The sequence below is a fragment of the Pedobacter paludis genome, from assembly GCF_003173575.1.
Classification (GTDB): Bacteria; Bacteroidota; Bacteroidia; order Sphingobacteriales; family Sphingobacteriaceae; genus Pedobacter; species Pedobacter paludis.
Map to the genome: position 1 here is coordinate 472,234 of NZ_QGNY01000003.1, position 24,681 is coordinate 496,914.

Here is a 24,681-nt window from a genome sequence, read left to right on the forward strand (position 1 = left end):
TATTTATTTGAAAAGCAGTTTCAGCAATACTATTAATGTCAGTCCTGCTATTCACTTCAATCTTTTTAAGCTTGTCGTGTGCTCCCATGTCGTCATTGCGAGGAGAAACGACGTGGCAATCTTTCTCGCTCTGCTCAATAAAAAGTATTTCCGTTTCTATCAGGTTTAAATAACTCTCGTCATTGCTAAGAACGAAGCAAAATCATCCAGCGCTAAACTATTTTACCATAAAGGGACTAAGAACACCAAGCTATACTTTTTCTTTGCACTTTGTATTTTGTAATAAGCCTATGCTCTATGCCAAGTCCCCTTTAGGGGATTTAGGGGTTCATTTTCGTTCCGAAAGTTCCGCCTGCAAGTTCATTAAGCTCATTGGCTTTGCCAATATAAACTGCAGAAACACCTTTTTTTATTGCTTCAAAAGCATTGTGCAATTTCGGAATCATTCCACCCTGTACGGTTCCATCGGCTTTCAAAGCTTCAAATTCACTCGTTTTAATTTCTCTAACAACAGAATCATCATCATTTACATCTTTCAATACACCTTTTTTCTCAAAGCAATATACCAAACGCGTTTCATATAATTGAGACATGGCGACCGCAACAGACGACGCAATGGTATCTGCATTGGTATTTAATAGTTGTGTATCTCCATCATGGGTAATTGCGCATAAAACCGGGACCAAACCTGCTTTTAACAAACTATCTAAAGTTTCAGCAGAAACGGAATGCTCATCAAGATCGCCCACGAAACCGTAATCAATTTCCTTTACAGGGCGTTTTTTTGCTTTGATTATGTTTCCATCGGCACCTGTTAAACCAATTGCATTGCTGCCTGTAGCCTGTAACTGGGCAACCATATTTTTATTGATTAATCCAGCATAAACCATGGTTACAATGCGTAAGGTTTCTATGTCGGTAATTCGCCTGCCCTCAACCATTTTGGCTTCAACGCCTAGGCTCTCGCCAAGTTCGGTTGCAATTTTACCACCGCCATGAACCAAAATTTTATCGCCTGGTAGGGCTGTAAAATCTAACAAAAATTGATGTAGGTTGGCTGAGTTATCAATTACGTTTCCGCCGATTTTTATGATTGTGAGTTGTTTATTGTTCATTTTTATAAAAAATTTCTGAAAGCTGATTCAATTTTTCCGCAAGCAGTTTTTTATCAATCAACTTGGTTTCATAATCGGCTATTAATGCAGGGGAAACATTTCTAGATAGCGCATATTCTACCACTTCTTCATCTTTACCCTTGCATAATAATACACCGATACTTGGATTTTCATGCGGTCTTTTTACATCTCTATCTAAAGCTTCAAGATAAAAATTTAGTTTACCTAAAAACTCAGGCTGAAATTCTTCAATCTTTAACTCAAATAAAACCATGCATTGCAAATCGCGGTGGTAAAATAGCAAATCTGTATAATAATCTTTATTTCCAACTTGCAAACGGTATTCGCTACCCATATAAGTAAAACCTTTTCCCATTTCCAAAATAAAATTTTGAAGGTTTTTAATCAATGCTTGTTGCAAATCATTTTCAGAATGAAGTTCTGGCAATGCCAAGAATTCAAAAACATAAGGGTCTTTAAAAATTCCTGCAGGTAATTTTGAAGTTATTGCTGTACTAAACTTATTTCCGAGCATGGTACGCTCAAAGGTAGCGGAGTTTAATTGGCGTTCGAATTCTCTTACCGAAAGCCTTTCTTTAATCGAATTATGAAGATAAAAAATTTTTTCTTCAATGGTTTTTGTTTTAGATAAAATATGCAAATGAGAAGACCATGGTATTTGTGTCAACACTGTTGACACAAATTTAATAACCTGCTCTTCAGTATCTTGCAATTGTGTCATCACTGGTGACACAATTAGATTCTTATGCTCGGCATTAAATAATTGAAGTAATTTTACGTCACTATAAACTTCATAAAACTGCTTCATTCTATAAAGTCCACGGCGATTGAAACCTTTTAAAAGCGGTTGATTTTCGGTAATGTAATCTGCCAGATCGTTAACAGTTCCATCACCCCAATTTCCTGCTAAAACTTTTTCAGAAACAATTTTTCCAATATTAAAATACAACATTACCAATTCGGCATTTGCCTTACTGTAAACCCTATTTCGGGCATCAGTAATGAGCAAAATTACTTGCTCAAAATCAGTATTTATATTTTTAATTGGTTTAGTCATGTATAAAACTAACTATTAATTCTTACACAAATATTTTATTTGGACACGAACTAAGCTTTATTGAAAGATTGCTTCGTGCCTCGCAATGACGATTTTATTTATTCATTTCCTCCAACATTGCCTTAATTACGGCCTGCGCTGCCCAAAGTCTGTTTCCGGCCTCATGAATAACCAATGAGTTGGGTCCATCCAAAATTTCAGAAGAAAGTTCCAAATCGCGACGCACAGGCAAACAGTGCATTACTTTTGCGTCGTTAGTGAATTTCAACTTCTCGTTGTTCATCATCCAGCCATCAGGATAGGTTAAAACTTTACCGTATTCTTTATAGCTGCTCCAGTTTTTCACATAAACATAATCAGCACCAGCCAAAGCCTCCTCAATATTATATTGAATATCAGCACCGGGCGTAAAATCTTCTGAAAGTTCGTAACCTTCTGGTTGCGCAATTGTAAAATCAATCATGCCTTCTGCTTGTGCTTTACACATCCATTCTGCAAAAGAATTTGGAACAGCTTGTGGCAACGCCTTAACATGTGGTGCCCAAGCCAGAACTACTTTTGGTTTTTTGCCATCGGGTTTTTTCGTCCAAGTTTCGTGGATGGTAATAATATCGGCAAAGCTTTGCAACGGATGGCGTGTTGCACTTTCTAAACTGACTACGGGAACTGCACAATATTTTACAAACTTGTTAAAGAAATCTTCGCTATAATCTTCCTCACGGTTATTTAATTTCGGGAAGGAACGTAATCCTAAAATATCGCAATATTGACCCATAACGGCAGCTGCTTCGCGAATGTGCTCCACAGTTGAGCCATTCATCACAACACCATCCTGAGTTTCTAAAGCCCAGCCCTCTTTATCCAAATTCATTACCATCACATTCATACCTAGATTTAAAGCGGCCTTTTGAGTGCTTAAACGGGTACGTAAACTAGGATTCATAAAAACCAAACCTAAAGTTTTGTTTTTGCCCAAACTTTGGTGCGCATAAGGATTCGCCTTTAATTCGAGCGCATCTTTTACAAATTGTTTGATGCTAGGCACATCGTGTACGGAAGTGAAAAGTTTCATTTTAAGCGGAAAGTTAAAAGTGGAAAGTATAAAGCTTTTCCTGTTCTATTTTCTAATTTTTTTCAAGAGACAAATCAGCATTGCCTCAATTTTTCAATTTTTTCCATCATTGCTAGGCACAAAGCAATCTAACAACTATGGGTGGTTACCGCATTAAGATTGATTCGTGCCTCGCAATGACGAGTGTATTATGCTATTTCACCAACTTACCAAACGCAGCCAAAAATTCATCAGCATGTGCTTTGGTTAGATTCAAGGCTGGCAACAAACGAATTACGTTTGGTTTTGCTTCTCCGGTAAAGATAAAATGTTTAAATAATAATTCTTTTTTAACGTGTGCCAGTTCTTCGGGCAGTTCTATACCAATCATCAACCCGCGACCGCGAACTTCTTTTACCTGCTCAAATTTCTTTAATTCCGCTATTAAGTAATTGCCTACTTCTTCAGCGTTTTTCATCAAGTTATCTTTTTCCATAACTTCTAAAACGGCTAAAGCCGCAGCACAAGCCAAGTGATTACCGCCAAAAGTAGTACCCAATTCGCCATGCCAAGGGTTAAATTTTGGTGCGATCGAGATTCCCGCCACCGGAAACCCATTGCCCATCCCTTTTGCCATGGTATAAACATCGGCTTCAACGCCTGCATAATCATGCGAATAAAACAAACCTGTTCTGCCGTAACCACACTGAACGGAATCTGCAATGTAAACGGCATTATATTCATCACAAAGTGAACGTATTTTTTGTAAGAAACTTTTTGAAGCTTCTTTAATACCGCCAACACCTTGAATGCCTTCGATAATTACCGCAGAGATTTCATTGCCCTGCGCTTTGAAAGTTTCTTCTAAAGCTACTTCATTGTTAAAAGGCAAGAAGATTACATTTTCGGTTTGATTAACAGGCGCAACAATTTTAGGATTATCAGTAACCGCAACAGCTAAAGAGGTTCTTCCATGAAATGCGCCCGAAAAAGCGATTACTTTCTTTCTGCCATTGTAAAAAGATGCCAATTTTAAAGCATTTTCGTTTGCTTCTGCACCAGAGTTTACCAAAAACAACTGGAAATCTCTTTTACCAGAAACCTGTCCTAATTTTTCAGCCAATTGAACCTGTAAAGGAATTTTTACCGAGTTTGAGTAAAAACCAACTTTGTTTAATTGATCGGTTAATCGATTTACATAATGTGGATTGGTATGACCGATTGAGATCACAGCATGGCCACCATATAAGTCTAAATATTTTTGTTCGTTGGCATCCCAAACATTGCTGCCGGATGCTTTGGTAATTTCTATATTGTTAAGCGGGTATACGTCGAATAGTTGCATGGTAATGAGTTATAAGTTGTACGTTTTAAGTTATAGGTTTGGATGCTTAGTTCTAACTTTTCCAATTAAACTGATCAGCATTGCCTTAACTTCATTGATACTGTTTGATAAAATTATGAATTGTTCTTCAGTCAGGTAGTTCAGATCTTTTGATAAAATCAAAAAATATTCAGTTTCATTAGCTGAGCCTAAAGAAATATTTAAAAAATTTGCTAAGTCTGCTTGTGATTTTTTGCCACAACCTTCAGCAATGTTAGCAGGTATTGATGCCGATGCCCGCCGTAATTGATTCGTGAGACTATAAATCTCCTCTTTTGGGAAGTTAGCACTAGCTTTATAAATACCAAGTGTTAGCTGATGCCCCTTCTCCCAAACTTTCAAATCTTTAAAATTTTGCATACACTTATAACGTATTACTTAAAACTTAGAACCCTATCGCTTTCAAGCGCAAACCACTATTTTCGTCCAAGCCAAACATTAAGTTCATATTCTGAACCGCTTGTCCGCTGGCGCCTTTTAATAGGTTATCAATAATGCTGATGATGAACAATTTATTTTCATGCTTTTCTACATGAACCAGCGCTTTATTGGTATTCACAACCTGTTTTAAATCGATATTTTTCCGGCTAACGTGTGTAAAAGGATGTTCAAAATAGTAATCTTCGTAAAGTTTTTGTGCTTCCTCTAAAGTTAAATCGCTTTCCAAATACATTGCGGCTAAAATTCCTCGAGTAAAATCTCCACGTTGTGGAATAAAGCTCAAAGCATCTGAAAGTGTGGGTTGCAATTGCAATAAACTTTCTCCAATCTCATTTAAGTGTTGGTGTTCAAATGCTTTATAAATTGACAAGTTATTGTTTCTCCAACTAAAATGAGATGTTGTAGATAAACTTTGTCCGGCACCAGTAGAGCCAGTTGTTGCATTAATATGAACTTCATTCTTGATTAATCCAGCTTTTGCCAATGGCAATAAACCTAATTGAATACAGGTTGCAAAACAGCCCGGATTTGCAATATTTTTTGCAGACTTTATCGCGTCACGATTTAGCTCCGGCAGTCCGTAAATAAATTGACGATTATTGATTGATGAATTACGGTTTAATCTAAAATCCTGAGATAAATCGATGATTTTAATATGCTCATCAATTGGGTTTGCCTCTAAAAACTTTTTGGCATCTCCATGCCCAACGCAAAGGAAAAGCACATCAATGTCCTGAGGGATTTCATTTGTAAACCTCAAATCAGTATCACCAATTAAATCGGTGTGCACATCAGAAATTAAATTGCCAGCATTACTGGTACTATTTACGAAAGCAATTTCAACATTAGGGTGGTTAACCAAAATACGGAGCATTTCGCCACCTGTATATCCTGCGCCACCAATTATTCCGGCTTTAATCATAGTTAAAAGTGTAAAGTTGAAAGTATAAAGTTCTAAAGCAAATGCTAAATTCTAACCTTTTTAATTAAGGAAATTAACATCGCTTTTATTTCTCCAACTTCCTTTTCTAATTCTAAATATTTTTCTTCTTGAATAAATTTCAAGTCTTTTGCTAATAATAATTGATACTCTAATTCGAGGCTTGAGCCTAAAGCTATTTGTAAAAAGTTTGCAAAATCCTTTTGTGTAAATCTTCCACAAACTTCAGCAATGTTAGTTCCGATTGAAGAAGAGGATCTTTTAATCTGACTTGTTAAGTTATAAGTTTCTTCTTTAGGGAAAGTAGCTACAACTGCATAAATTGTTAATGTAAATTCATGTGCTTTTTTCGCCAAACCATTAAATCTTTATAATTCTGCATGGCACTGCTCTACTTTAAACTTTCCACTTAAGACTTTTCACTTTAAACTTTAAACTTTTAACTCCCAACTTCAGAATTAACTTTATGCCAAATCATTACCTGGTTGCCAAAAATTTTCGAGAATCCTTTTACGTCTTCTCCGCTCCAAGCATTGTTCATTTCGCCGTAGCTGCCAAATTTATTGCTCATTAAATCGTGGTTAGATTCTATACCAATGATCTGGAAACGATAAGGCAATAATTCTACAAATACTTTACCGCTTACCACTTTTTGTGTATCAGCTAAAAAAGCCTCGATATTCCGCATAATTGGGTCGTGGAACTGACCTTCGTGCAACCAATTGCCATAGAAAGAAGATAACTGCTCTTTCCAGCTCAACTGCCATTTGGTGAGTGTATGTTTTTCTAAAGTATGGTGTGCTTTAATGATAATAATTGGTCCTGCAGCTTCGAAACCAACGCGGCCTTTTATTCCAATAATTGTATCGCCAACATGAATATCTCTGCCTATGCCGAAAGGCTGGGCAATAGCTTGCAATTTTTGAATCGCTTTAACTGGATCTAATTGCTCGCCATCTATAGCCACCAATTCACCTTTTTCAAAAGTTAATTCTAATTTACGCGATTCTGTTTCTGAAACCTGAGTTGGCCAAGCGCTTTCTGGTAAAGTTTCGTGGGACGTTAAAGTTTCCTTTCCGCCTACAGAAGTTCCCCACAAACCTTTATTAATTGAATATCTAGCCTTTTCTGCGCTATATTCAACACCATGCTCAGCTAAATATTCTATTTCAGCTTCGCGAGATAGTTTTAAATCTCTAATGGGAGTAATAATTTCAACACCCGGAATAAGGATATTGAAAATCATATCGAAACGTACTTGATCATTACCTGCACCGGTACTTCCATGTGCAACGTAATCTGCACCAATTTTTTTAACATAATTGGCAATTGCCGTAGCTTGGCTAACACGTTCTGCACTAACAGAAAGTGGATATGTAGCGTTTTTTAATACATTGCCAAAAACCAGATATTTAATACATCCTTCATAATAGCTTTCCGTTTCATCTACAACTGCGTGAGATTTAACACCCAAAGCGTAAGCACGTTTTTCTATTTCCTGAAGCTCCTCATCAGAAAAGCCACCAGTATTTACAATTACAGAGTGAACTTCTAACCCACGATCTTGAGCAAGGTAAATACAACAGAATGAGGTGTCAAGACCTCCGCTAAAAGCTAAAACAACTTTTTTCATTACTTATTAAATAACAGGGTGAATAAAAACATCAATACTTTTAAGCCAGATTTCGGCTTTGGTTTAACAACTAAACTTTGTTTAATGCGCATAAAACGCTCATATAACTTCGGTCTTTTTTGTAATTCTTCGGCAAATTTTTTAGCTGCATCGTGTTTTTGAGTAGCCGGATCGTAAAGCATAGCGGTGCACATGCAGTTTTTACGCTCCTTCATTTTCAAAATCTCGAAGTTTACACAGCTTTGGCAACCTTTCCAAAATTCCTCATCCTGTGTTAATTCAGAATAAGTAACGGGTTCGTAGCCCAAATCAGAATTTATTTTCATAACAGCCAAACCAGTAGTTAGCCCGAAAATTTTAGCTTTCGGATAAAGTGTTCTGGAAAGCTCGAAAACCTTCTCCTTTATGGCATGTGCCAAGCCTGCTTTTCTGAATTCAGGCGCTACAATTAAGCCAGAATTGGCTACAAACTGGCCATGGCTCCAAGTTTCGATATAACAAAAACCTGCCCAAGTGCCGTCTTTATGAAAAGCAATAACAGCTTTTCCCTCCCTCATTTTGTTTGCAACATATTCAGGAGAGCGCTTGGCAATGCCAGTTCCACGAGCTTTAGCCGATTCTGCCATCTCAGTAACAATCTGCTCTGCAAAGACATGATGCTCAGCAATTGCGACTTGTACTATAAATTCATTAATATCCATTCGTTTTCTAACGAAAAATTAAGGTATTCTTGTTAATTGGGTTTTTAGAGAGGATCAATTCCTCATAGTATTAGTAAGATGTACTAAATACGCGGAGTAAAATTTTGCCGACTTGTGGGATAGTAAAATACAGGCTGAAAACGATTAATAAACAAACTTTTCCCAGTCACTAATTGTGCTGTGAAATCAGAAAGTTTATATAAAAATTGTTTAATCATTTCTTGCGTATTAAAACGGCTTTAACTCTATTGAGGTGCAAAGGTTTAAATAATAATCGAGTTACACAATATTTTTTAACTTTTTTACATTTTTATACTATTTGTAAAATGTAAAAAGCCTTCTCAAAAATGGAGAAGGCTTTAAAAAATTATTTTTTTGCTAGTCCGACTGAAACTCTAGTTCCATCTAAAAAGAAGTTGAGTTTACTTGGATTGGTTCCAGCTGGAAGCTGAAAGATCCAAACCGCCTCGGTAGAGGCTTCGGCTTCTGGCTCGGTACTTCCTGTATCTTTTCTACCTGGTATAGAAGTTTTATTATCCAATTCTAATCTTGCATCGGAAGCAGAAACTGAAAAATATTTTTTGGCATCTAGGGTGCTTTTGTTTGTTACCAATAACTTAACAGTAAGTTCTGCACCGGTAGCTTTTCCATCTGCATCTTGCAAAACAACGGATTTTGCTTCTGTTACTTTAACTAATGCCTCTTTATTTTTTCCAAGAATTGCAGTATCAGGACTAACCAAATAATCAACACTTTCTGGTGCATTTTCTGTTTTTGCGGGTACGGTTACCGTAGTTTCTGTTTTAGTAATCGTAGTATCTGCCGGTTGATCTTTTTTAGATGAACCACAAGATGAGATGGCTATAATACCTATTGACATTAAAGCGAAATTCAAACTGTTTTTAATCATTTTTCTAGGTTTAAAGGTTTTCAAATATAGAGGTCTACTTATTATCTAATCATTAAGATTTTTGATTGAATTTGTAAACTTTTATCGAACAGTTGAATTAATTTTTTGTTTGCTTCGGCTTAACTATGAGGTCGTTATTACAATCTCTACCAATCGATATTTTAACATTGTTAAATTCCAAAACAATATTTAACATGCCTTTAACATCATTTAACACTCTGTTTTACGCTTTAAATACAATATTTGCCTTAAAAAAAACTAAAGTTCAATTCATTCACAAAAGAATAATCATCAAACTATTATGAACAATTTTAACTCCAAATTTCTACCTTTCAGACTACATTTTATAGTTGCAGCTTTTATTGCACTTTCATTTGGTGCCTGCAAAAAAACGGATACGGTAGATCCAACACTTTCTGCCCTACGTGTTGTAAACGCATCGCCGAGTGCTGCTACCTATAATGTATATCTAAGTGGCAGCCAGATAAACTCAGCAGAACTTCCTTTTGCCGGATCACTTTCTTATGTGCAAAAAACCGCAGGGGCATATAGTTTAAAATTTACAACCGGCAGTTCAGTAGAAAGTTTATTAACCAAGAGCATTACGATGAGTCAAAGTATTTATCAATCGTTCTTCCTGATTAATAAACCAGGTGCCTTAGATGGTTTATATGTGAACGATGACTTGAGTGTTGCTTCAGCAGATAAAGCTTACATCAGGTTTGTAAATCTATCTCCCGATGCTCCGGCATTAGATCTTGCAAAAACAGGTGCAACAAGCGCTTTAATTACCAATAAGGCTTTTAAAGTAGCAAGCGGTTTTATCTCTATTGATCCCGGAACATATTCATTCGATGCAAAAGACACTTCGACCGGATTGGTTAAAACCACTTTAAGCAGTGCAACTTTTATTGCCGGCTACCATTACGATGTAATTTGTGGAGGCTTAGTAAACCCAGCAAATGATACAGAAAGAGCATTATCTCTTCAATCGCTATTAATTAAGTAAAATCTTAAAATTCTACTGTAAGCCAATTTTCGACAACGGAGATTGGCTTTTATTTTTCCTCATCTCTTCGCACAGAGGTACTTATTGTAGATTTAACACTTTCTTATTTAGAATAATTAAAAATAATTTGGATTATAAAGTTTAACGCCGTTATTTTGCGCTGTTTAGAATTAATCCAAATAAATTTACAATGAATAAAATATTTATTAGCCTATCAATTTTATTATCAGTTTTTAGCTACCATTCTTTTGCACAGCAATTTGCCACAATTAAGGGAACGGTTACAACGTCAAATGGCAAACCTGCTGCATTTATTTCTATTGGACTTAAAGATAAGGGCTTGGGAAACACAACCGATGATAATGGGAATTTCACCATTCACCGTGTAAAACCAGGAACTTATATCATTAAAGCATCAGCAGTTGGCATAAATGCTAGCGAGAAAACCGTTACGGTTGCTGCAGGAGAAACAAAAGTTATTAATTTTATATTGGTAGAAAACGATCAGGCTTTAGAAGAAGTAACCATTGCAGGGAAAAACGAAAAGTATAAAATTAGTTTACCATCAGCTACTTTAAGGCTTAACGAACCTCTTTTAGAAGCACCTCAAAATATTCAAATCGTAAGTAGTCAGATTCTAAAAGATCAGCAAATTATTAGCATGAGTGATGGTTTAATCAGAAATGTTAGTGGTGCTGTTAGATTAGAACATTGGGGCGATATGTACACCAATATTCAAATGCGTGGATCGCAGATACAAGCCATGCGTAATGGTTTTAATGTGGTTTCATCATATTGGGGTCCATTAACAGAAGACATGAGTTTTGTAGATCACGTTGAGTTTGTAAAAGGCCCTGCAGGTTTTATGCTCGGTAATGGCGACCCAAGCGGAATGTATAATGTGGTGACTAAAAAACCTACCGGATTAAATCAAGGTGAGGTTTCCTTCACAGCGGGCAGTTATGATTTATATCGTACAGCTATCGATTTAGATCACAAACTTACTGCCGATGGCAAATTTTTGCTTCGCTTAAATGCAGCAGCACAAACCAAAGCATCTTTTAGAGCGTTTGAGCACAATGATCGTTATAGCTTTGCTCCCGTATTAAGCTATCAATTAACGCCAAGTACAAAAATTTCAGCAGAATATGTGTTGCAGAATGCAAAAATGACCGAAGTTGGTTCATACTATATTTTTAGCACTAATGGTTATGCTTCACTGCCCAGAGAATTTACTTTTACACAACCTGGCGTAGACCCTACTAGAATAAACGACCACAGTTTAACATTAAATGTAACACAACAACTTGGCGAAAACTGGAAATTAACTGGTCAAGCGGCTTACTATAAGTATCTGCAAACCGGTTCTAGTTCTTGGCCTTCAGCTGTTTATTCTAATGGTACAATTATCCGTAATGTTGGTATCTGGGATGCAGAAAGTACAATGAAACTGGCGCAATTATTTATTAACGGAACAGTAAAAACAGGAAGCATTGCGCACCGCATTTTGGCTGGTTTTGATGGAGGAAAGAAAAATTACATTGCTGATTGGGGTCAATCTCACGATTTGGATTTAGCAAGCGCACCATTTAATGTAAATAGCCCTAATTACGGTTTCCCTTCAAATGGTTACCCGAATTTTGATCGTACAACTTCACTAGAACAAAGAGCAATTGCTGCTGGCGGATTAATGGATCAAAAGTATTTAAGTGCCTATGTTCAAGATGAATTAGGGTTTTTCAATAACATTGTACGTTTAACCTTAGCAGGTAGGTATACATATGTAAGTCAATCATCTTGGGGTGGCTCACCTGATAAGGCAAAACACGTTACGCCTAGAGTTGGCCTAAGTGTTTCAATTGATAAAAACACTTCACTTTACGCCGTTTACGATGAAGCCTTTACACCACAATCTGGCTTATTGCGTTCTGGTGAAACCCCAAAACCAATTACAGGTAACAATAAGGAAATTGGATTTAAAAAAGATTGGTTTGATGGTAAATGGAATACCACCCTTTCTGTTTACAGAATAATGAAACAGAATGAGCTTACATCTGATCCTAGCAATAAGGCAGGAGAAGTTTACAGTATCGTTGTTGGAGAAAAAAGAGCACAAGGCGTGGAATTTGATTTGCGTGGCGAATTGGCTAAAGGCCTAAACTTAATTGCCAACTATGCTTATACCGATGGAAAGGTAACTAAAGTGGCTGATGGTGTTTCTTCTGATGTTTTATATGTTGGCCAGGTTGTTCCAGGCTTTGCAAAACATACTGCTAACGCTTGGCTTACTTATTCAATTCAGGATGGTACGCTAAAAGGCGCTGGAATTTCTGGTGGTTTTACCTATTTGGCAGGAAGAGCTGTTCAAAATTACAGCAGCGTAAATGCGAACGAAAACTTGCCAAATTATTTTAAACTAGATGGAGGTTTATTCTGGGGGAACAAGAAAGTTAAAGTAACCGCAAATGTGTTTAATGTTTTAGATAAATATCTATACAGCGGTGCATATTATACAGGTTATTTTAATGCTCCGGATTATACGCAAGCAGTATATTCTTGGCAAGCCGAAGCACCAAGAAACTACAGAGTAAGCGTAGCCTATAAATTCTAATTTACAAATGGGCAGAAGGTAGTCAGATAACTTTTGCCCGTTTTAACCCTAAATAAAAACCCATGAAAACTAAATTATCCCTATTATTTTTCTTTCTAGCTTTTAGTGTATCGAGCGCTTTTGCTCATGCCTTATGGATTGAAACATTATCCAACGGAAAAAAAGGGCAAGCACAAGAAGTAAAAGTATTTTTTGGAGAATACGAAAGTAATGAGCCAGATTCTGCAGCAAAATGGTTTAGTAACTTGAAGGAGTTCAGTTTGGTTTTAACTGCTCCAGATGGTAAAACGCAAATTTTAAAAGCTTCGCCTGATGTACATTTCTTTAAAACCACGTTTACGCCAGATCAAGATGGAACTTATAAACTATCAATCGTACACGAAGTTGCGGCAGTTTTTGAACATGCTAAAATCGAATATTATGCATTTGCCGATGTTTCAGTAGGAAATGGAAAAGTAAATTCAAATTATCCTGTTGCTGCTGCATTAACGGTAAGACCAGATAAAAATGCTTTAAAAACCGGTGATGCCTCTGTCCATCAGGTAATTTATAACAAAGCACCATTTGCCAAACAAAAACTAACCTTAGTTGGACCAGATAGAAAAGCACAACAACCTGAAACTGATGCAGATGGGAAGTTTACTTTTAAGCCAGAACAAAAAGGCAATTACTTTATAGAAGCTTTTACAGAAGATAAAACACCAGGACAACTAAATGGCAAAGACTACGAAAAAGTTTGGCATTTAGTAACTTACACTACTGAAGTTAAGTAGTTTAATAGATTAAAACATTTAACCAATTGGATTTAGTTTCCAATTGGTTCTTTTATTAAAGCAAGCTTGATGGCATTAACAAAACCTATTCAGAAAAAACCTAAAAAAACGAAGCTTAGACGAGTTAGCGATTGGTTGCATTTATGGCTCGGGATTGCATCTGGTCTGGTTGTTTTTATGCTGGGTGTAACAGGCTGCATTTTTGCTTTTCAAAAAGAGATTACGGAGCTGATTCATAAAAAAGAAATCTATGTTGAAGTGCCTTCCAACCTCAAAACTTTACCCTTAAGTACTTTAACCGCTAATGCAGAAAAAGCCTTAGGCGGAAAGAAAAAAGTCTCGTTCATTTCAACTTATAAAGTGCCAGATCGAGCTTGGGAATTTGGAACTTATAAAGCCGGAAATCCAAAAGCATTTTGGTATTTCGACTCCATTGATTACTACGATCTGGTACTCGTTAATCCGTACACAGGAAAAGTAACTCTGGTTGCAGATCACAAATATGAGTTTTTTGCAGTGATTAAAATGTTGCATTGGAGCTTCTTGATTAACCATCCAATCGGGCAACAAATTGTGGGATGGTCTACATTCATTTTTGTTTTTCTTTTGATTTCCGGAATGATTATGTGGTGGCCAAAAAACCTTAAAAAATCTAATTTCGATAAGAGCTTTAAAATAAAGTGGAAGGCAAAATTTAAGCGGATTAATTATGATATGCATAACGTTTTGGGCTTTTATGTTATGATCATTTGTTTAATGCTGGCTTTAACCGGGATGGTGTTCGCCTTTCAGTGGTTTCAGGCAACGGTGTATGTTGTGGCTTCTAGAAGTATTACCCCACCTAAAAACGTTACGGGCAAATCAGATTCAACAAAAGCAATTCTTGCAAATCCATTTGACATTGCCTTTTTTACCGCTCAAAAAGAATTTAAAAACGCCGATAGAATTGGTATGTCGCCAGCATCGGGAACGGGCGACGGGGTAATATATGCCACCGGATACCGTGGAGATGAAACCTATTGGAATTTTGATGCTCTGCAATTTGATCAATACACCGGAAAATTACTTAGCCGCAGAAATCAATCAGAGAAGAATGCTGGAGAAGTTGTAGTGGCGATGAATTATGATATCCATGTTGGTGCTGTTTTAGGCTTACCCGGAAAAATTATGGCCTTTTTTGCAAGTTTTATCGCAGCAAGTTTACCCATTACCGGATTTATCATTTGGTGGGGCAAGAAGAAGAAAAAGAAAAATCCCGCAATTGCGGAAAATTAAATAATACCTCAATAAAAATAAACAAAATGAGATTTTTAAACCTAATCTTAGTATTAACAGGCTTGGTTGCCCTTAATGCAAGTGCACAAACAAAAATAGAAAGTGCAGATGAAAAATTTGAAAAAGATAGAAAAGCAATAAAATCGCTCGCAGGGTTTTATGAAGTAAACTTCAATTATGGGGAAGTTACCGCTCCAAATCCTGATTATAAATTTAGCAAACCTTACGAAAGCCATGGGAGCGAATGGGCAGAAATTATTGTAGATGAGCCTAAAAAAATTGTCATTCAGCATATGCTGGCTATTAATGATACTACTGTTATTAAGCACTGGCGCCAGGATTGGACTTATGAAGACACCAATATTATGCTGTATACACAGGATAATGCATGGAAAAAAGGCAATTTAACTGCAGCTGATGTAAAAGGCAAATGGACGCAAAAGGTTTATCAGGTTGATGATAGTCCGCGTTATCAGGGTTATGGAACTTGGAGCCATGTTGGTGGCCATGATTCTTGGCAAAGCGAAACCGATTCGCCGTTACCAAGAAGAGAATCTACCGTACGTAAAGATTATAATGTTTTAAACCGCAGAAGCCGGATTACCATTACAAAAGATGGCTGGATGTTTGAACAAGACAACAAAAAAATTGTGCGGACTCCTACTGGCGATAAATTATTGGCAGTGGAAAAAGGTTATGAAGAATTTACCAAAATAGACCCGAAAACTTTTGCTTATGCACAAAAATGGTGGGCAAGCCAGCATACTTATTGGGCAGATGTACGCTCGGTTTGGGCTGATGTAATTGGTTCTAACAACACTTTCAAAGTTCAAACAATGGCAAATGGAAAACTGCTTTACGAAACACTATTCAGCTTAGGCGATCAATCTATTAAAGAAAAATGGACAGTTGCTCAAAACAAAGAAAAAATTAAAACAGCTTTACAACCATATTTAGTAAAATAAACGCTCAAGATCACATCCTAAGCCATTAGCCTAAAAACTAAATGGCTTTTTGATTATACAGATTATTAACTCAGCTTATAAATATTATATTTGTTATAAATCATCACCTAAAATCTACTAAATGAGCTCTTCCTTAAATTTTCTAAAAAACTTTTTTCTGGCTACAGGAATTATCTGGTTATTATCGGCTTTTTCGATACTTGCTTTTGGATTAAACTTTCAGCGTCAAGAAATTATCATTACACTCATTTTGCCATTGGCTTATGCAATTGTCAGACTTTTTGATAATGCGAAAGGTGTGAATACCGAAAAATTATAATTACCAATTAATCTTAACTTTAAGACTTATTATTTCCGAATGAAGAGATTTGTCTTAATTTTCATTTTATTTTTTTCTATTAATGGTTTCGCACAAGATTCTACCTATACCAGAAAAATAATAAATGTTTTAACCTCCAAAAATTTTTGGGGAAGAGGCTACACTAAAAATGGAATGGAGAAGGCCGCAGATTATATTTTTGCTGAATATAAAAAGCTGGGCTTAATTCCTTTCTCTACAGATTACAAACAGCACTTTAGTTTTCCTGTCAATACGTTCCCAGGCAAAATGATGGTTGAGGTAAATGGCAGAAAACTTATTCCTGGAAAAGATTTTATTGTTGATAATGAAAGTGCAGGATTAAAAATAAGTTCGAATCTGGAAAAAATTGATAGCCTTAATTTTCAGGGCAATTCAAATTTAAAGGTTGTTTTAAAAGATAAACTCACTTGGTCTGTAGCTACAGAAGTTGCAGATTATACAACTGTTCAGGTTAATAGAAAAAATTTTACCGAAACACCCAAAAGTATAAATGCAGAAATCGAAAACAAATTTGTGCCGAATTTCGATGCTTCGAATATTTGCGGATTTGTAAAAGGAACCAAATATCCAGATTCGATTTTAATTATTACCGCACATTACGATCATTTGGGTGGAATGGGTGCTGAAACCTATTTCCCTGGCGCAAATGATAACGCTGCAGGTGTAGCAACCTTATTAAGCCTGGCCAAATATTACGCCAACAAGCCACAACCCTATTCTATCGGCTTTATCTGTTTTGCTGGAGAAGAAGCAGGGCTATTGGGTTCTAGATACTTTACAGAGCACCCGCTAGTTGCCTTAAACAAAATTAAATTCTTAATTAATTTAGATTTGGTTGGCACTGGAGAAAGTGGAATAACCGTTGTAAATGCAAGTGTTTACCCTAAAGCTTTCGCGATTTTAAATAAAATAAACAACGAGCATAAGTATATTTCCAAGATTAATTCTCGTGGTAAAGCAGCCAACAGCGATCATTATTTCTTTACCGAAAAAGATGTTCCGGCATTTTTTATATATACGCAAGGTGGTCCAACTGCCTATCACGATGTATTTGATCGGCCTGAAACTTTGCCTCTTACAGAATACAATGATCTGTTTAAATTGATTATTGATTTTAATAAAAAATTAATGGAGTAGCCTAGGTTTTTAGGACGAAAGCCTTAAAACAGAATCTAAAGCCTGCATTTGAAATGACCAACACCATATTTCTTAATCCATTTATTGGGATAATATTTTAAGCCATTGGGATAATTAAATTTATCACCCATGTCTGTATAACCATCTTTGAATCAACAAAAACGAAAACAAGATTCATTATGAAAACTATACAAAAAATCAGCCTAGCCTTATTAATTTTATTCAGTATCGCAATAAAATCAAATGCTCAGAATCAAATCGAAATTGTAGTTGTTGGCTCGAGTCACGACAATTCTAATTCTACTCAAAATTTTCAAGCTATTATTGATAAACTGGAAAACTTTAAACCCGATATGGTTTTTGGCGAATATTTACCAGAAACCGATTATGCTAAATTAGAAGATAATCATTGGGCAAAAAAGGCATTTAAAAAGGGACATGATTATTTAGAGAAATTAAATTCTGAAGCTGTCAAAAATCCTTTATTACAGATCAAAAGAGATAAAAACGCTTTAGCATCTTTTGATTATTATCATAAAACCAGAATGGATTTGGCAGTAAACTATGCTAAAATCTGGGATAGAGGAAACGCAGAATATCAGATTTTTCTTTTAGAAAATTATATGAAAAGCAAGTTTGGCAAAGAAGAAACTGCAAAATACAATCAAATGTTCGGGAGTGTCGATTCACTAAAAAAAGCTGGATTATATCGTCCAGGAACCGAATACAGTAAAATTTATTTCCCTTTAATCTATCAATTAAAACAAGATCAAATTTACAAGATGGACTGCCAGACCTATGATAAACCTTGGGGACAGGCATGGGGAAAAATGGATTCGTTATATAAAATTATGCTGGCAAAAGCCAAGGCAGATTCTACCTCGGATGAAGCGAAAACCGTTAAAGCGATAGATTTATATTGGAATTTTACGCCAGAAGAAGCAAAAACATTTAATGCCGATCCCTACGCTGGCATGAATTCTAAAAAATATGGAGAACTTGATGAAGCATGGAATTTGTATGGAGGCCGTCATTTTTATGGATACCCTGGTTTCCCTACAGATGCATTAAAAGAAATGGTTGCGCAATGGGTTTTAAGAAATGAAGGAATGTGCAAAAACATAATAGATCAGGCCAAAGCAAAAGATGCGAAAAGAATTGTTGTAGGTGTTGGTGCATCACACAGAATTTGGATGGAAGAAATCTTGGCCAAAAATCCAAACGTTAAAATCATCAATTACAATAATTTACATTAAATAAAAAAGAGAGAAGCCCTTAATAAAGCTTCTCTCTTTTTTGAAATTTTGTTATGTCTTTTGAGTCAATCTAACTAAATATTGGTCTTCGCCATCATCAAAAATAAGTTCGCAATTCCACCCAGTTTCTTCTGCTATGGCTTTAATTGTTTCTTCATCTATATAAATCCAGTTAAACCAATTTCCTTTTTCACCTTTATACTCATATTGGTATGAAACCTCGCCATAATATTGATTCTGAGGTTTTGGTAAATCTTCATATAGATAGGATATATCGGATGAATCGAAAATTACCTGTCCGCTTGGAGTTAACAAATCTTTTATTTTAATCAAAAAATCTTTAAAGCCAGGCAATGTGCCAGTTAAACCAATTCCATTCATTAACATAATAATGGTATCGAATTTTTCCTTATAAGTATATATATCCTGTACATGGGCTTTTTTTACGCCGCGATCCTTCATAATGTTTACCGCAGCTTCCGATATATCTATCGCCGTAACATCAATATTAAAAGCCTGTAGAAGTAAAGCATGGCTACCAACGCCTGCACCAATATCTAAAACTTTTCCTTCACACATGTGTAAAGCCTGAAGTTCCAGCACGGGCATATCTTCATCATCACGAAAGAAAAATTCTAAAGGCATTTCTTCCGGTTCGCCGTAAGAATTATGCAGCCAAAGCACATCGGCTTCGCCAGTTCTATAAATATCAGTAAGCGCTTTCCCAAAAACGTCCATAGCTACAAAGATAGAGAGAAAGCTGAAAGCCCAAAGCAAAATACCAATGGCAAACACTAAACTCAAAGTTAAACACCCAAAATAAGCTATTAGACCATTACTGTTTGCGCTCCTTCGCCTTCGAAAAGGGCAGAATTGAGGCTATACTCTTGGTGATATTCTGGAATAGCAACATGTTTAAACCCATGTTCTTTTAATGTTGTTGCAAAATGTTGCTGCACTTCATACTCTCCATGAACCAAAAATAACTGTTTAACTTTTTCTGGATTTTGACAGGATAAAAATTTAAGTAGATCTTCGTAATCGCCATGCGCACTCATAGATTTTATAGATCTCACTTCAGCTTTCACATCATACTCATCTCTAAAAATTTCTACAACTTTTTGCCCGGCCATTAATCTTCCACCAAGTGAATTTGGCTCGCAATAACCAACCATTAGAATTGTATTTTTTTGATTGCTAATGTTGTTCCTAATGTGATGTTTTACTCTTCCCGCCTCAGCCATTCCCGAAGCAGAAATAATTACACAGGGTCTAGGGTCATCGTTTAATGCCTTAGATTCTTCTACACTTTCTATAAAGCGCAAACCCGTAAATGCAAAAACATCGTGATCAATTTTTAGAGTTTCTTTAACTCCGTTATTATATACCTCTGGATGATTTTTTAAAATTTCGGTGGCTTTTGATGATAAGGGACTATCAACATAATATGGTACATCGGGCAATTTGCCCTTAAGCTCCAATCCGTTTAAAGCATACAACAATTCTTGAGTTCTGCCTACGCTAAAAGCCGGAATAATAACCTTACCTTTTTTAATATTGCAGGTGTTGCTAATAATTTCCAACAGCATGTCTTCAATCGGATCAAGATCTTTATGAAGGGAATCGCCATAAGTAGATTCCATTAAAATATAATCTGCCTGGTCAAATTGCTGTGGACTTTTCAGCAACAAATCTCCATATCGCCCAACATCACCACTAAAGGTAATTCGCGTGGGCTGATCATCTTCGGTAATGGTTAAATGAACTGCAGCACTTCCTAAAATGTGGCCAGCATCAGTAAATTTTAACCTGATATTGGGTTCGATTTCGAAATCTTCCTCATACTCTACAATTTTCATCTGGCCAACAGTTTGCGTAACATCTTCGTCTGTGTACAGCGGTTCTTCTTTTTCTTCCCCATTGCGTAAATGGCGATTAGAAAATTCTGCATCCTGCATCTGAATTTTAGCAGAATCCATCATTAAGATGCGAGCCAAATCCATAGTAGCCGACGTACAGAAAATTTTCCCCTTAAAGCCTTCTGCAACCAAACGGGGCAATAAACCGCAATGATCTATATGTGCATGTGATAATATGAGATACGTAACTTTTTCTGGGCTGAAGCCAAAATAACCGTTTAACTTGTCGGTAACATGCCCCATGCCTTGAAAAAGGCCGCAATCTAATAATATTTGGGTGTTGTTTTTTAATGTGATGAGGTGCTTGCTGCCTGTAACTGTACGGGCTGCACCGTGAAAAGCAATTTTCATTTGTGATGGTTAGAAGTTATTAGAATAAAAATGCCGGATATTTCCGGCATTTCCTATTCTTTAAGCATTAATATCTGCTATTTTATCTTTAACCTTATCCGCTACGCTAGAGGCTTTATCTGCCAAGCCAGCCAGTTTATCTTTCGATGAATCTAGCAAATCAGCAAGAAAATCTGATAATTTACCTTTAAGATCGCTGGTAGAATCTGATGATAATGCCAATGCGATTGTTGCTCCTAGTGCTGCTCCGGCTAATACGCCTACTATAATTTTTGTTTCTTTCTTCATGATCTTGATCTTTAGTTAATAAACATATTTAAACTAATGGTGTTTTACTTTTTTTTATCTTACAAAAACCAATCCACAATGAAGCACACATTTTTTATTGATTTAGACAATACCATTTATTTTACAAAACCCAACGAAGCGCAATTAATGAATGGTATTTACAGTCTACTCGATAAGTTGGACTTAGGAATTGCGGAAGAGGAGAAAGAACTCGCCAAAAAAGAAATGTTAAGAACACCTTTTCAAAAGGTGGCCAAAAAATATAGATTTAAACCAGAAGCTACAGAACAAGCCATAGCCTATTTAAGCAATAGGTCTGTTACTGCGCCATTAATTCCAAGCGAAGATTATCATTATATTAAAAACTTAAAAGGCAGAAAATTTATTGTTACAGCCGGCTTTCCAAAACAACAAAACTCAAAAGTAGCCATGTTGGGCATAGCCGAAGATTTTGAAGAAGTTTTTGTAGTAGATGCAGGATCATCAAACAAAAAGGAAGCATTTTTATATTTAATTGAAAAATATAAGTTGAGTAAGGAAGAAATTTTGATAATTGGCGATGATGCTGATTCAGAAATTAAATTCGGGCTAGAATTGGGAATCGAAACATTTCTTTTAGATCCGGAAAATTTACACCCTAATGCCGAAAGCACCTATAAAGGAATAGATTTAAGTAATTTACCAAGCGCAGCCGGGGAATAATGGGGAATAAAAAATAAAAGTCCCGATTTTCATCGGGACTTTTCAATCTATCCTCTACCACCTCTTGATGGTCTTCCTTCAGAGCCGCTTCTTTCGCCTCCACGATTTTGTTGCTGTTGTTGTGGTGCTTCAACTCTTCGTTGTTCTGTACGTTGTTGTTGCTGCTGTTGTTGCTGAGCTCTTTGTTGTTGAACTTGTGCTTCACGCTGCTGTGCTTGTTGTGCACGTTGCTGTTCTACCTGCTGACTGCGTTGTTGTTGCGCTTGAGCATCACGTTGAGCTCTTTGTTGTTCCATCTGCGCAGAACGTTGTTGTGCCTGTTGTGCACGTTGCTGATCTGCTTGCTGACCTCGTTGTTGCTGAGCCTGCGCATCGCGTTGAGCTCTTTGTTGTTCCATCTGCGCAGAACGTTGTTGTGCCTGTTGTGCACGTTGCTGATCTGCTTGCTGACCTCGTTGTTGCTGTATTTGAGCATCTCTTTGCGCTCTTTGTTGTTCCATTTGTGCAACACGTTGTTGATCTGCTTGTTGGCCACGTTGTTGTTGCGTTTGCACACCACGTTGAGCACGTTGTTGATCCTGACCCATACGATCCTGTTGACCACCACGCTCTGCTCTTTGTTGCTGTGCTTGCTGGGCACGTTGCTGATCTTGATTTCTATCAACATTAGCTTGACCATTGTTTTGGCCTATTCTATCGCCTCTACCGTTTGCATCTCTATTATAAACGCCACCTCTGGTATTTGGCTGATTATTATTATTGCCTCTATTATCTACAGTCCCGTTATTACGCCCATCAGCTTGGCCAGTTCTATTATCGTTCCTGTTTCCAAATCTGTTATCGGTATTATTGTTTCCTCCACGGGTTGCATTATCGTTTCCTCGTCCGTTTCTAGCAAAACCAGCATTGCCTTGTTCAAATTTTCTTGGTGCTGCATTGCGATTATCTACCGCATTACGTTCTGGTCTTGGTCTGTAAATAGAAACCGCTCTACTGTCAATTCTACTTGCACCTGGTCTATTGCTTTGGTCGAATCTGTAAACCCTTACATCGCGATTGGTTGCGCGTCTAATGTCTTCCATTCTTGGTCCACCGTAATAACTTCTTCTGTTGTAAACATAAGTGTTGTTAATAATGGTTGTGTTGCGGATATAAACATTGTTACGGCCATAATCATACCTTGGGAAAGTATTAACATAGATACTTGCCTGAGGGATAAAGTTCCAGCAGAATTCTGGCACCGAGTAACGACGGCCGAAGCTTAAATTAATGCTAATGCTTGGTGCCATTGGAGCCCAACCATAATAACCATCTCCACTTCTCCAGTCTACCCAGGCTGGTCCCCAATTGGTATCCGGTAACCAAATCCATTGTCTGTAACTATTAATTACCCAACGGCCGTAGTGAAACGGCGCCCATCCCCAATCGTAGTTAGAAACCCAGGTATTACCATATTCCGTCATCGCCCAACGCCCGTTGGTATAATAAGGACGGAATTCGTTTTGATCTACATCGGGGCGCCAAACATAACCATACTGTGGATCTTGAATCCATGTACCATAAGGCGATAGCTCATCATAAAAAGTTTGTAAAGAAACGTTTCCAGTGCTGTAACCATCATCCTGGTAACTGTCTTGGTAGTCTTGTGCCCTGACTAGGGTTGTGGTTCCGGCAAGGAGACTAAAAAGCCCCAGCACAATAGCCGTAAATTTCAGTGTTTTCATTTGTGTGTTTATTTTAATAACCTGATTTGTGTGTATCAATTAGAGAACCAAAATTATCCAAGGTTTAATATGCTTGCATAGTTTTTCTCATTTATGCCAAATATTGCTTCAAATGGCATATTTAACTATTATTTAACGTTTTAAGTAGGATATAATTGTGCAGAAAATGAGTCAACTGGAAATAAAATTTGCTACACAAGTGTTTACAAAAAAGATAATATCGTACTTCCATCAAACTTTAGAACTTAAATTCTATTTATTGTAAGTATTTTTGCAACATGCAGAACGGCACTTTATATTTAATTCCTGTTCCTCTTGCTGAAGAGGTAGCACACAAAACTTTTACACCGTATTTGGTTGATACCATTAACCAGATTGATACTTATATTGTAGAAAATAGTAAAACAGCTCGTCGGTTTTTAAAAGAGGCAGGTTTAAAAACGCCTCAAAAAGATTTAATTGTTCATGATTATGGCAAACATAATCGTACAGACTTGGGTCAGTTTTTTGTTGAACTTTTAGCAGGGAAAGATGTTGGTTTAATGAGCGAAGCCGGTTGTCCGGGCATTGCAGATCCAGGGGCAGATATTGTTGCCGAAGCGCATAAAAGAGGAATTAAGGTGGTACCATTGGTGGGTCCGAGTTCTATTTTGTTGGCACTTATGGCATCAGGCTTTAACGGTCAAAGTTTTGCATTTTGGGGTTATTTGCCCATTGATAAAGAACAACGAACCAAAAGGATTAAAGACTTAGATTTATCGGCCAGTCGTTATAAACAAACTCAAATTTTTATTGAAACACCTTTTCGCAACAACCAAATGCTCGAAGAAATTTTGAAAAGTTGCAAGCCAAGTTCTCAGCTTTGTATTGCAAGTAACCTAACGGGCGAAGATGAATTTATTAAAACCCAAACCATTTATTTATGGCGCAAGGAAACGATAGATCTGCATAAAAAGCCAACAATATTTTTGTTGTATTAAGTAAAAGGATTACAAATCCTTACCTCAGAAGACGGGATTACAAACCCCGACTAACATATGCGTACAACTAGCTGAAA

The 24,681-nt window shown here is 36.7% G+C and carries 24 protein-coding genes; 10 read left to right on the forward strand and 14 right to left on the reverse strand.

Annotated elements, in window-relative coordinates:
- Positions 1-320 precede the first annotated feature (320 nt).
- From argB to DF947_RS10270, 10 genes are all read right to left on the reverse strand, one after another.
- Positions 321-1,115 (reverse strand): acetylglutamate kinase, encoded by a 795-nt coding sequence (gene argB, locus DF947_RS10225; RefSeq protein ID WP_109929590.1) that lies wholly within the window; start codon positions 1,113-1,115, stop codon positions 321-323.
- Positions 1,105-2,193 (reverse strand): PDDEXK nuclease domain-containing protein, encoded by a 1,089-nt coding sequence (locus DF947_RS10230; RefSeq protein ID WP_205940776.1) that lies wholly within the window; start codon positions 2,191-2,193, stop codon positions 1,105-1,107. The genes argB and DF947_RS10230 overlap by 11 nt, the downstream gene beginning before the upstream one ends.
- A gap of 94 nt (positions 2,194-2,287) precedes the next feature.
- Entirely contained in the window at positions 2,288-3,265 is a 978-nt protein-coding gene (locus DF947_RS10235; protein WP_109929591.1) for a Rossmann-fold NAD(P)-binding domain-containing protein, read from the reverse strand.
- Between the two features lie 193 nt (positions 3,266-3,458).
- Positions 3,459-4,589 carry an aspartate aminotransferase family protein gene (locus tag DF947_RS10240; RefSeq protein ID WP_109929592.1) on the reverse strand — a complete coding sequence of 377 codons (1,131 nt, stop codon included), beginning with the start codon at positions 4,587-4,589 and terminating at the stop codon, positions 3,459-3,461.
- A 30-nt stretch (positions 4,590-4,619) separates the two neighbouring features.
- Positions 4,620-4,988, reverse strand: a complete 369-nt coding sequence (locus DF947_RS10245; protein WP_109929593.1) for a four helix bundle protein — start codon at positions 4,986-4,988, stop codon at positions 4,620-4,622.
- 25 nt (positions 4,989-5,013) lie between these two features.
- Complete coding sequence (gene argC, locus DF947_RS10250; RefSeq protein WP_109929594.1) at positions 5,014-5,991, reverse strand: N-acetyl-gamma-glutamyl-phosphate reductase; 978 nt, start codon at positions 5,989-5,991, stop codon at positions 5,014-5,016.
- Between the two features lie 44 nt (positions 5,992-6,035).
- Positions 6,036-6,365, reverse strand: a complete 330-nt coding sequence (locus DF947_RS10255) for a four helix bundle protein (RefSeq protein WP_240615362.1) — start codon at positions 6,363-6,365, stop codon at positions 6,036-6,038.
- An 83-nt stretch (positions 6,366-6,448) separates the two neighbouring features.
- Positions 6,449-7,642 (reverse strand): argininosuccinate synthase, encoded by a 1,194-nt coding sequence (gene argG, locus DF947_RS10260; protein WP_109929595.1) that lies wholly within the window; start codon positions 7,640-7,642, stop codon positions 6,449-6,451.
- On the reverse strand, positions 7,642-8,343 hold the full coding sequence (locus tag DF947_RS10265) for an N-acetyltransferase (protein WP_109929596.1): 702 nt from the start codon (positions 8,341-8,343) through the stop codon (positions 7,642-7,644). The genes argG and DF947_RS10265 overlap by 1 nt, the downstream gene beginning before the upstream one ends.
- A gap of 367 nt (positions 8,344-8,710) precedes the next feature.
- Positions 8,711-9,253 carry a hypothetical protein gene (locus tag DF947_RS10270; protein ID WP_109929597.1) on the reverse strand — a complete coding sequence of 181 codons (543 nt, stop codon included), beginning with the start codon at positions 9,251-9,253 and terminating at the stop codon, positions 8,711-8,713.
- A 301-nt stretch (positions 9,254-9,554) separates the two neighbouring features.
- Between DF947_RS10270 and DF947_RS10275 the strand changes: the two genes are divergently transcribed.
- From DF947_RS10275 to DF947_RS10310, 8 genes are all read left to right on the forward strand, one after another.
- Positions 9,555-10,262: a DUF4397 domain-containing protein gene (locus DF947_RS10275; RefSeq protein WP_109929598.1), complete on the forward strand. Its 708-nt coding sequence runs from the start codon at positions 9,555-9,557 to the stop codon at positions 10,260-10,262.
- 190 nt (positions 10,263-10,452) lie between these two features.
- Positions 10,453-12,873 (forward strand): TonB-dependent receptor, encoded by a 2,421-nt coding sequence (locus tag DF947_RS10280; RefSeq protein WP_109929599.1) that lies wholly within the window; start codon positions 10,453-10,455, stop codon positions 12,871-12,873.
- Between the two features lie 62 nt (positions 12,874-12,935).
- On the forward strand, positions 12,936-13,646 hold the full coding sequence (locus DF947_RS10285; protein ID WP_109929600.1) for a DUF4198 domain-containing protein: 711 nt from the start codon (positions 12,936-12,938) through the stop codon (positions 13,644-13,646).
- A 69-nt stretch (positions 13,647-13,715) separates the two neighbouring features.
- Positions 13,716-14,921, forward strand: coding sequence for a PepSY-associated TM helix domain-containing protein (locus DF947_RS10290; protein ID WP_109929601.1), 1,206 nt, complete (start codon positions 13,716-13,718; stop codon positions 14,919-14,921).
- Positions 14,922-14,947: 26 nt separating this feature from the next.
- Positions 14,948-15,886, forward strand: coding sequence for a DUF6607 family protein (locus tag DF947_RS10295; RefSeq protein ID WP_146202896.1), 939 nt, complete (start codon positions 14,948-14,950; stop codon positions 15,884-15,886).
- Between the two features lie 121 nt (positions 15,887-16,007).
- A complete protein-coding gene (locus tag DF947_RS10300) occupies positions 16,008-16,205 on the forward strand; it encodes a hypothetical protein (RefSeq protein WP_109929603.1) in 198 nt (65 codons plus the stop codon).
- 39 nt (positions 16,206-16,244) lie between these two features.
- The gene (locus tag DF947_RS10305) at positions 16,245-17,384 is read left to right on the forward strand and encodes a M28 family metallopeptidase (RefSeq protein ID WP_109929604.1); all 1,140 of its coding nucleotides are present in this window, start codon (positions 16,245-16,247) and stop codon (positions 17,382-17,384) included.
- Positions 17,385-17,563: 179 nt separating this feature from the next.
- Positions 17,564-18,640 (forward strand): DUF5694 domain-containing protein, encoded by a 1,077-nt coding sequence (locus DF947_RS10310; protein WP_109929605.1) that lies wholly within the window; start codon positions 17,564-17,566, stop codon positions 18,638-18,640.
- A 51-nt stretch (positions 18,641-18,691) separates the two neighbouring features.
- Here the strand turns inward: DF947_RS10310 and DF947_RS10315 are convergent, their stop codons facing one another.
- Genes DF947_RS10315 through DF947_RS10325 form a run of 3 tightly spaced genes read right to left on the reverse strand, consistent with a single transcriptional unit; the run spans position 18,692 to position 21,198 of the window.
- On the reverse strand, positions 18,692-19,435 hold the full coding sequence (locus DF947_RS10315; RefSeq protein WP_317046762.1) for a class I SAM-dependent methyltransferase: 744 nt from the start codon (positions 19,433-19,435) through the stop codon (positions 18,692-18,694).
- A gap of 32 nt (positions 19,436-19,467) precedes the next feature.
- The gene (locus DF947_RS10320; protein ID WP_109929607.1) at positions 19,468-20,910 is read right to left on the reverse strand and encodes an MBL fold metallo-hydrolase RNA specificity domain-containing protein; all 1,443 of its coding nucleotides are present in this window, start codon (positions 20,908-20,910) and stop codon (positions 19,468-19,470) included.
- 60 nt (positions 20,911-20,970) lie between these two features.
- Positions 20,971-21,198, reverse strand: a complete 228-nt coding sequence (locus DF947_RS10325; protein WP_109929608.1) for a YtxH domain-containing protein — start codon at positions 21,196-21,198, stop codon at positions 20,971-20,973.
- Positions 21,199-21,276: 78 nt separating this feature from the next.
- On the opposite strand from DF947_RS10325, the gene DF947_RS10330 reads away from it, so the two are divergent.
- Positions 21,277-21,900 carry an HAD family hydrolase gene (locus DF947_RS10330; protein WP_158526254.1) on the forward strand — a complete coding sequence of 208 codons (624 nt, stop codon included), beginning with the start codon at positions 21,277-21,279 and terminating at the stop codon, positions 21,898-21,900.
- A 47-nt stretch (positions 21,901-21,947) separates the two neighbouring features.
- Here DF947_RS10330 and DF947_RS10335 read toward each other — a convergent pair whose 3' ends face one another.
- Positions 21,948-23,624, reverse strand: coding sequence for a DUF6600 domain-containing protein (locus DF947_RS10335; RefSeq protein WP_205940777.1), 1,677 nt, complete (start codon positions 23,622-23,624; stop codon positions 21,948-21,950).
- Between the two features lie 278 nt (positions 23,625-23,902).
- Between DF947_RS10335 and DF947_RS10340 the strand changes: the two genes are divergently transcribed.
- On the forward strand, positions 23,903-24,604 hold the full coding sequence (locus DF947_RS10340; protein ID WP_109929610.1) for an SAM-dependent methyltransferase: 702 nt from the start codon (positions 23,903-23,905) through the stop codon (positions 24,602-24,604).
- The last annotated feature ends 77 nt before the right edge of the window (positions 24,605-24,681 follow it).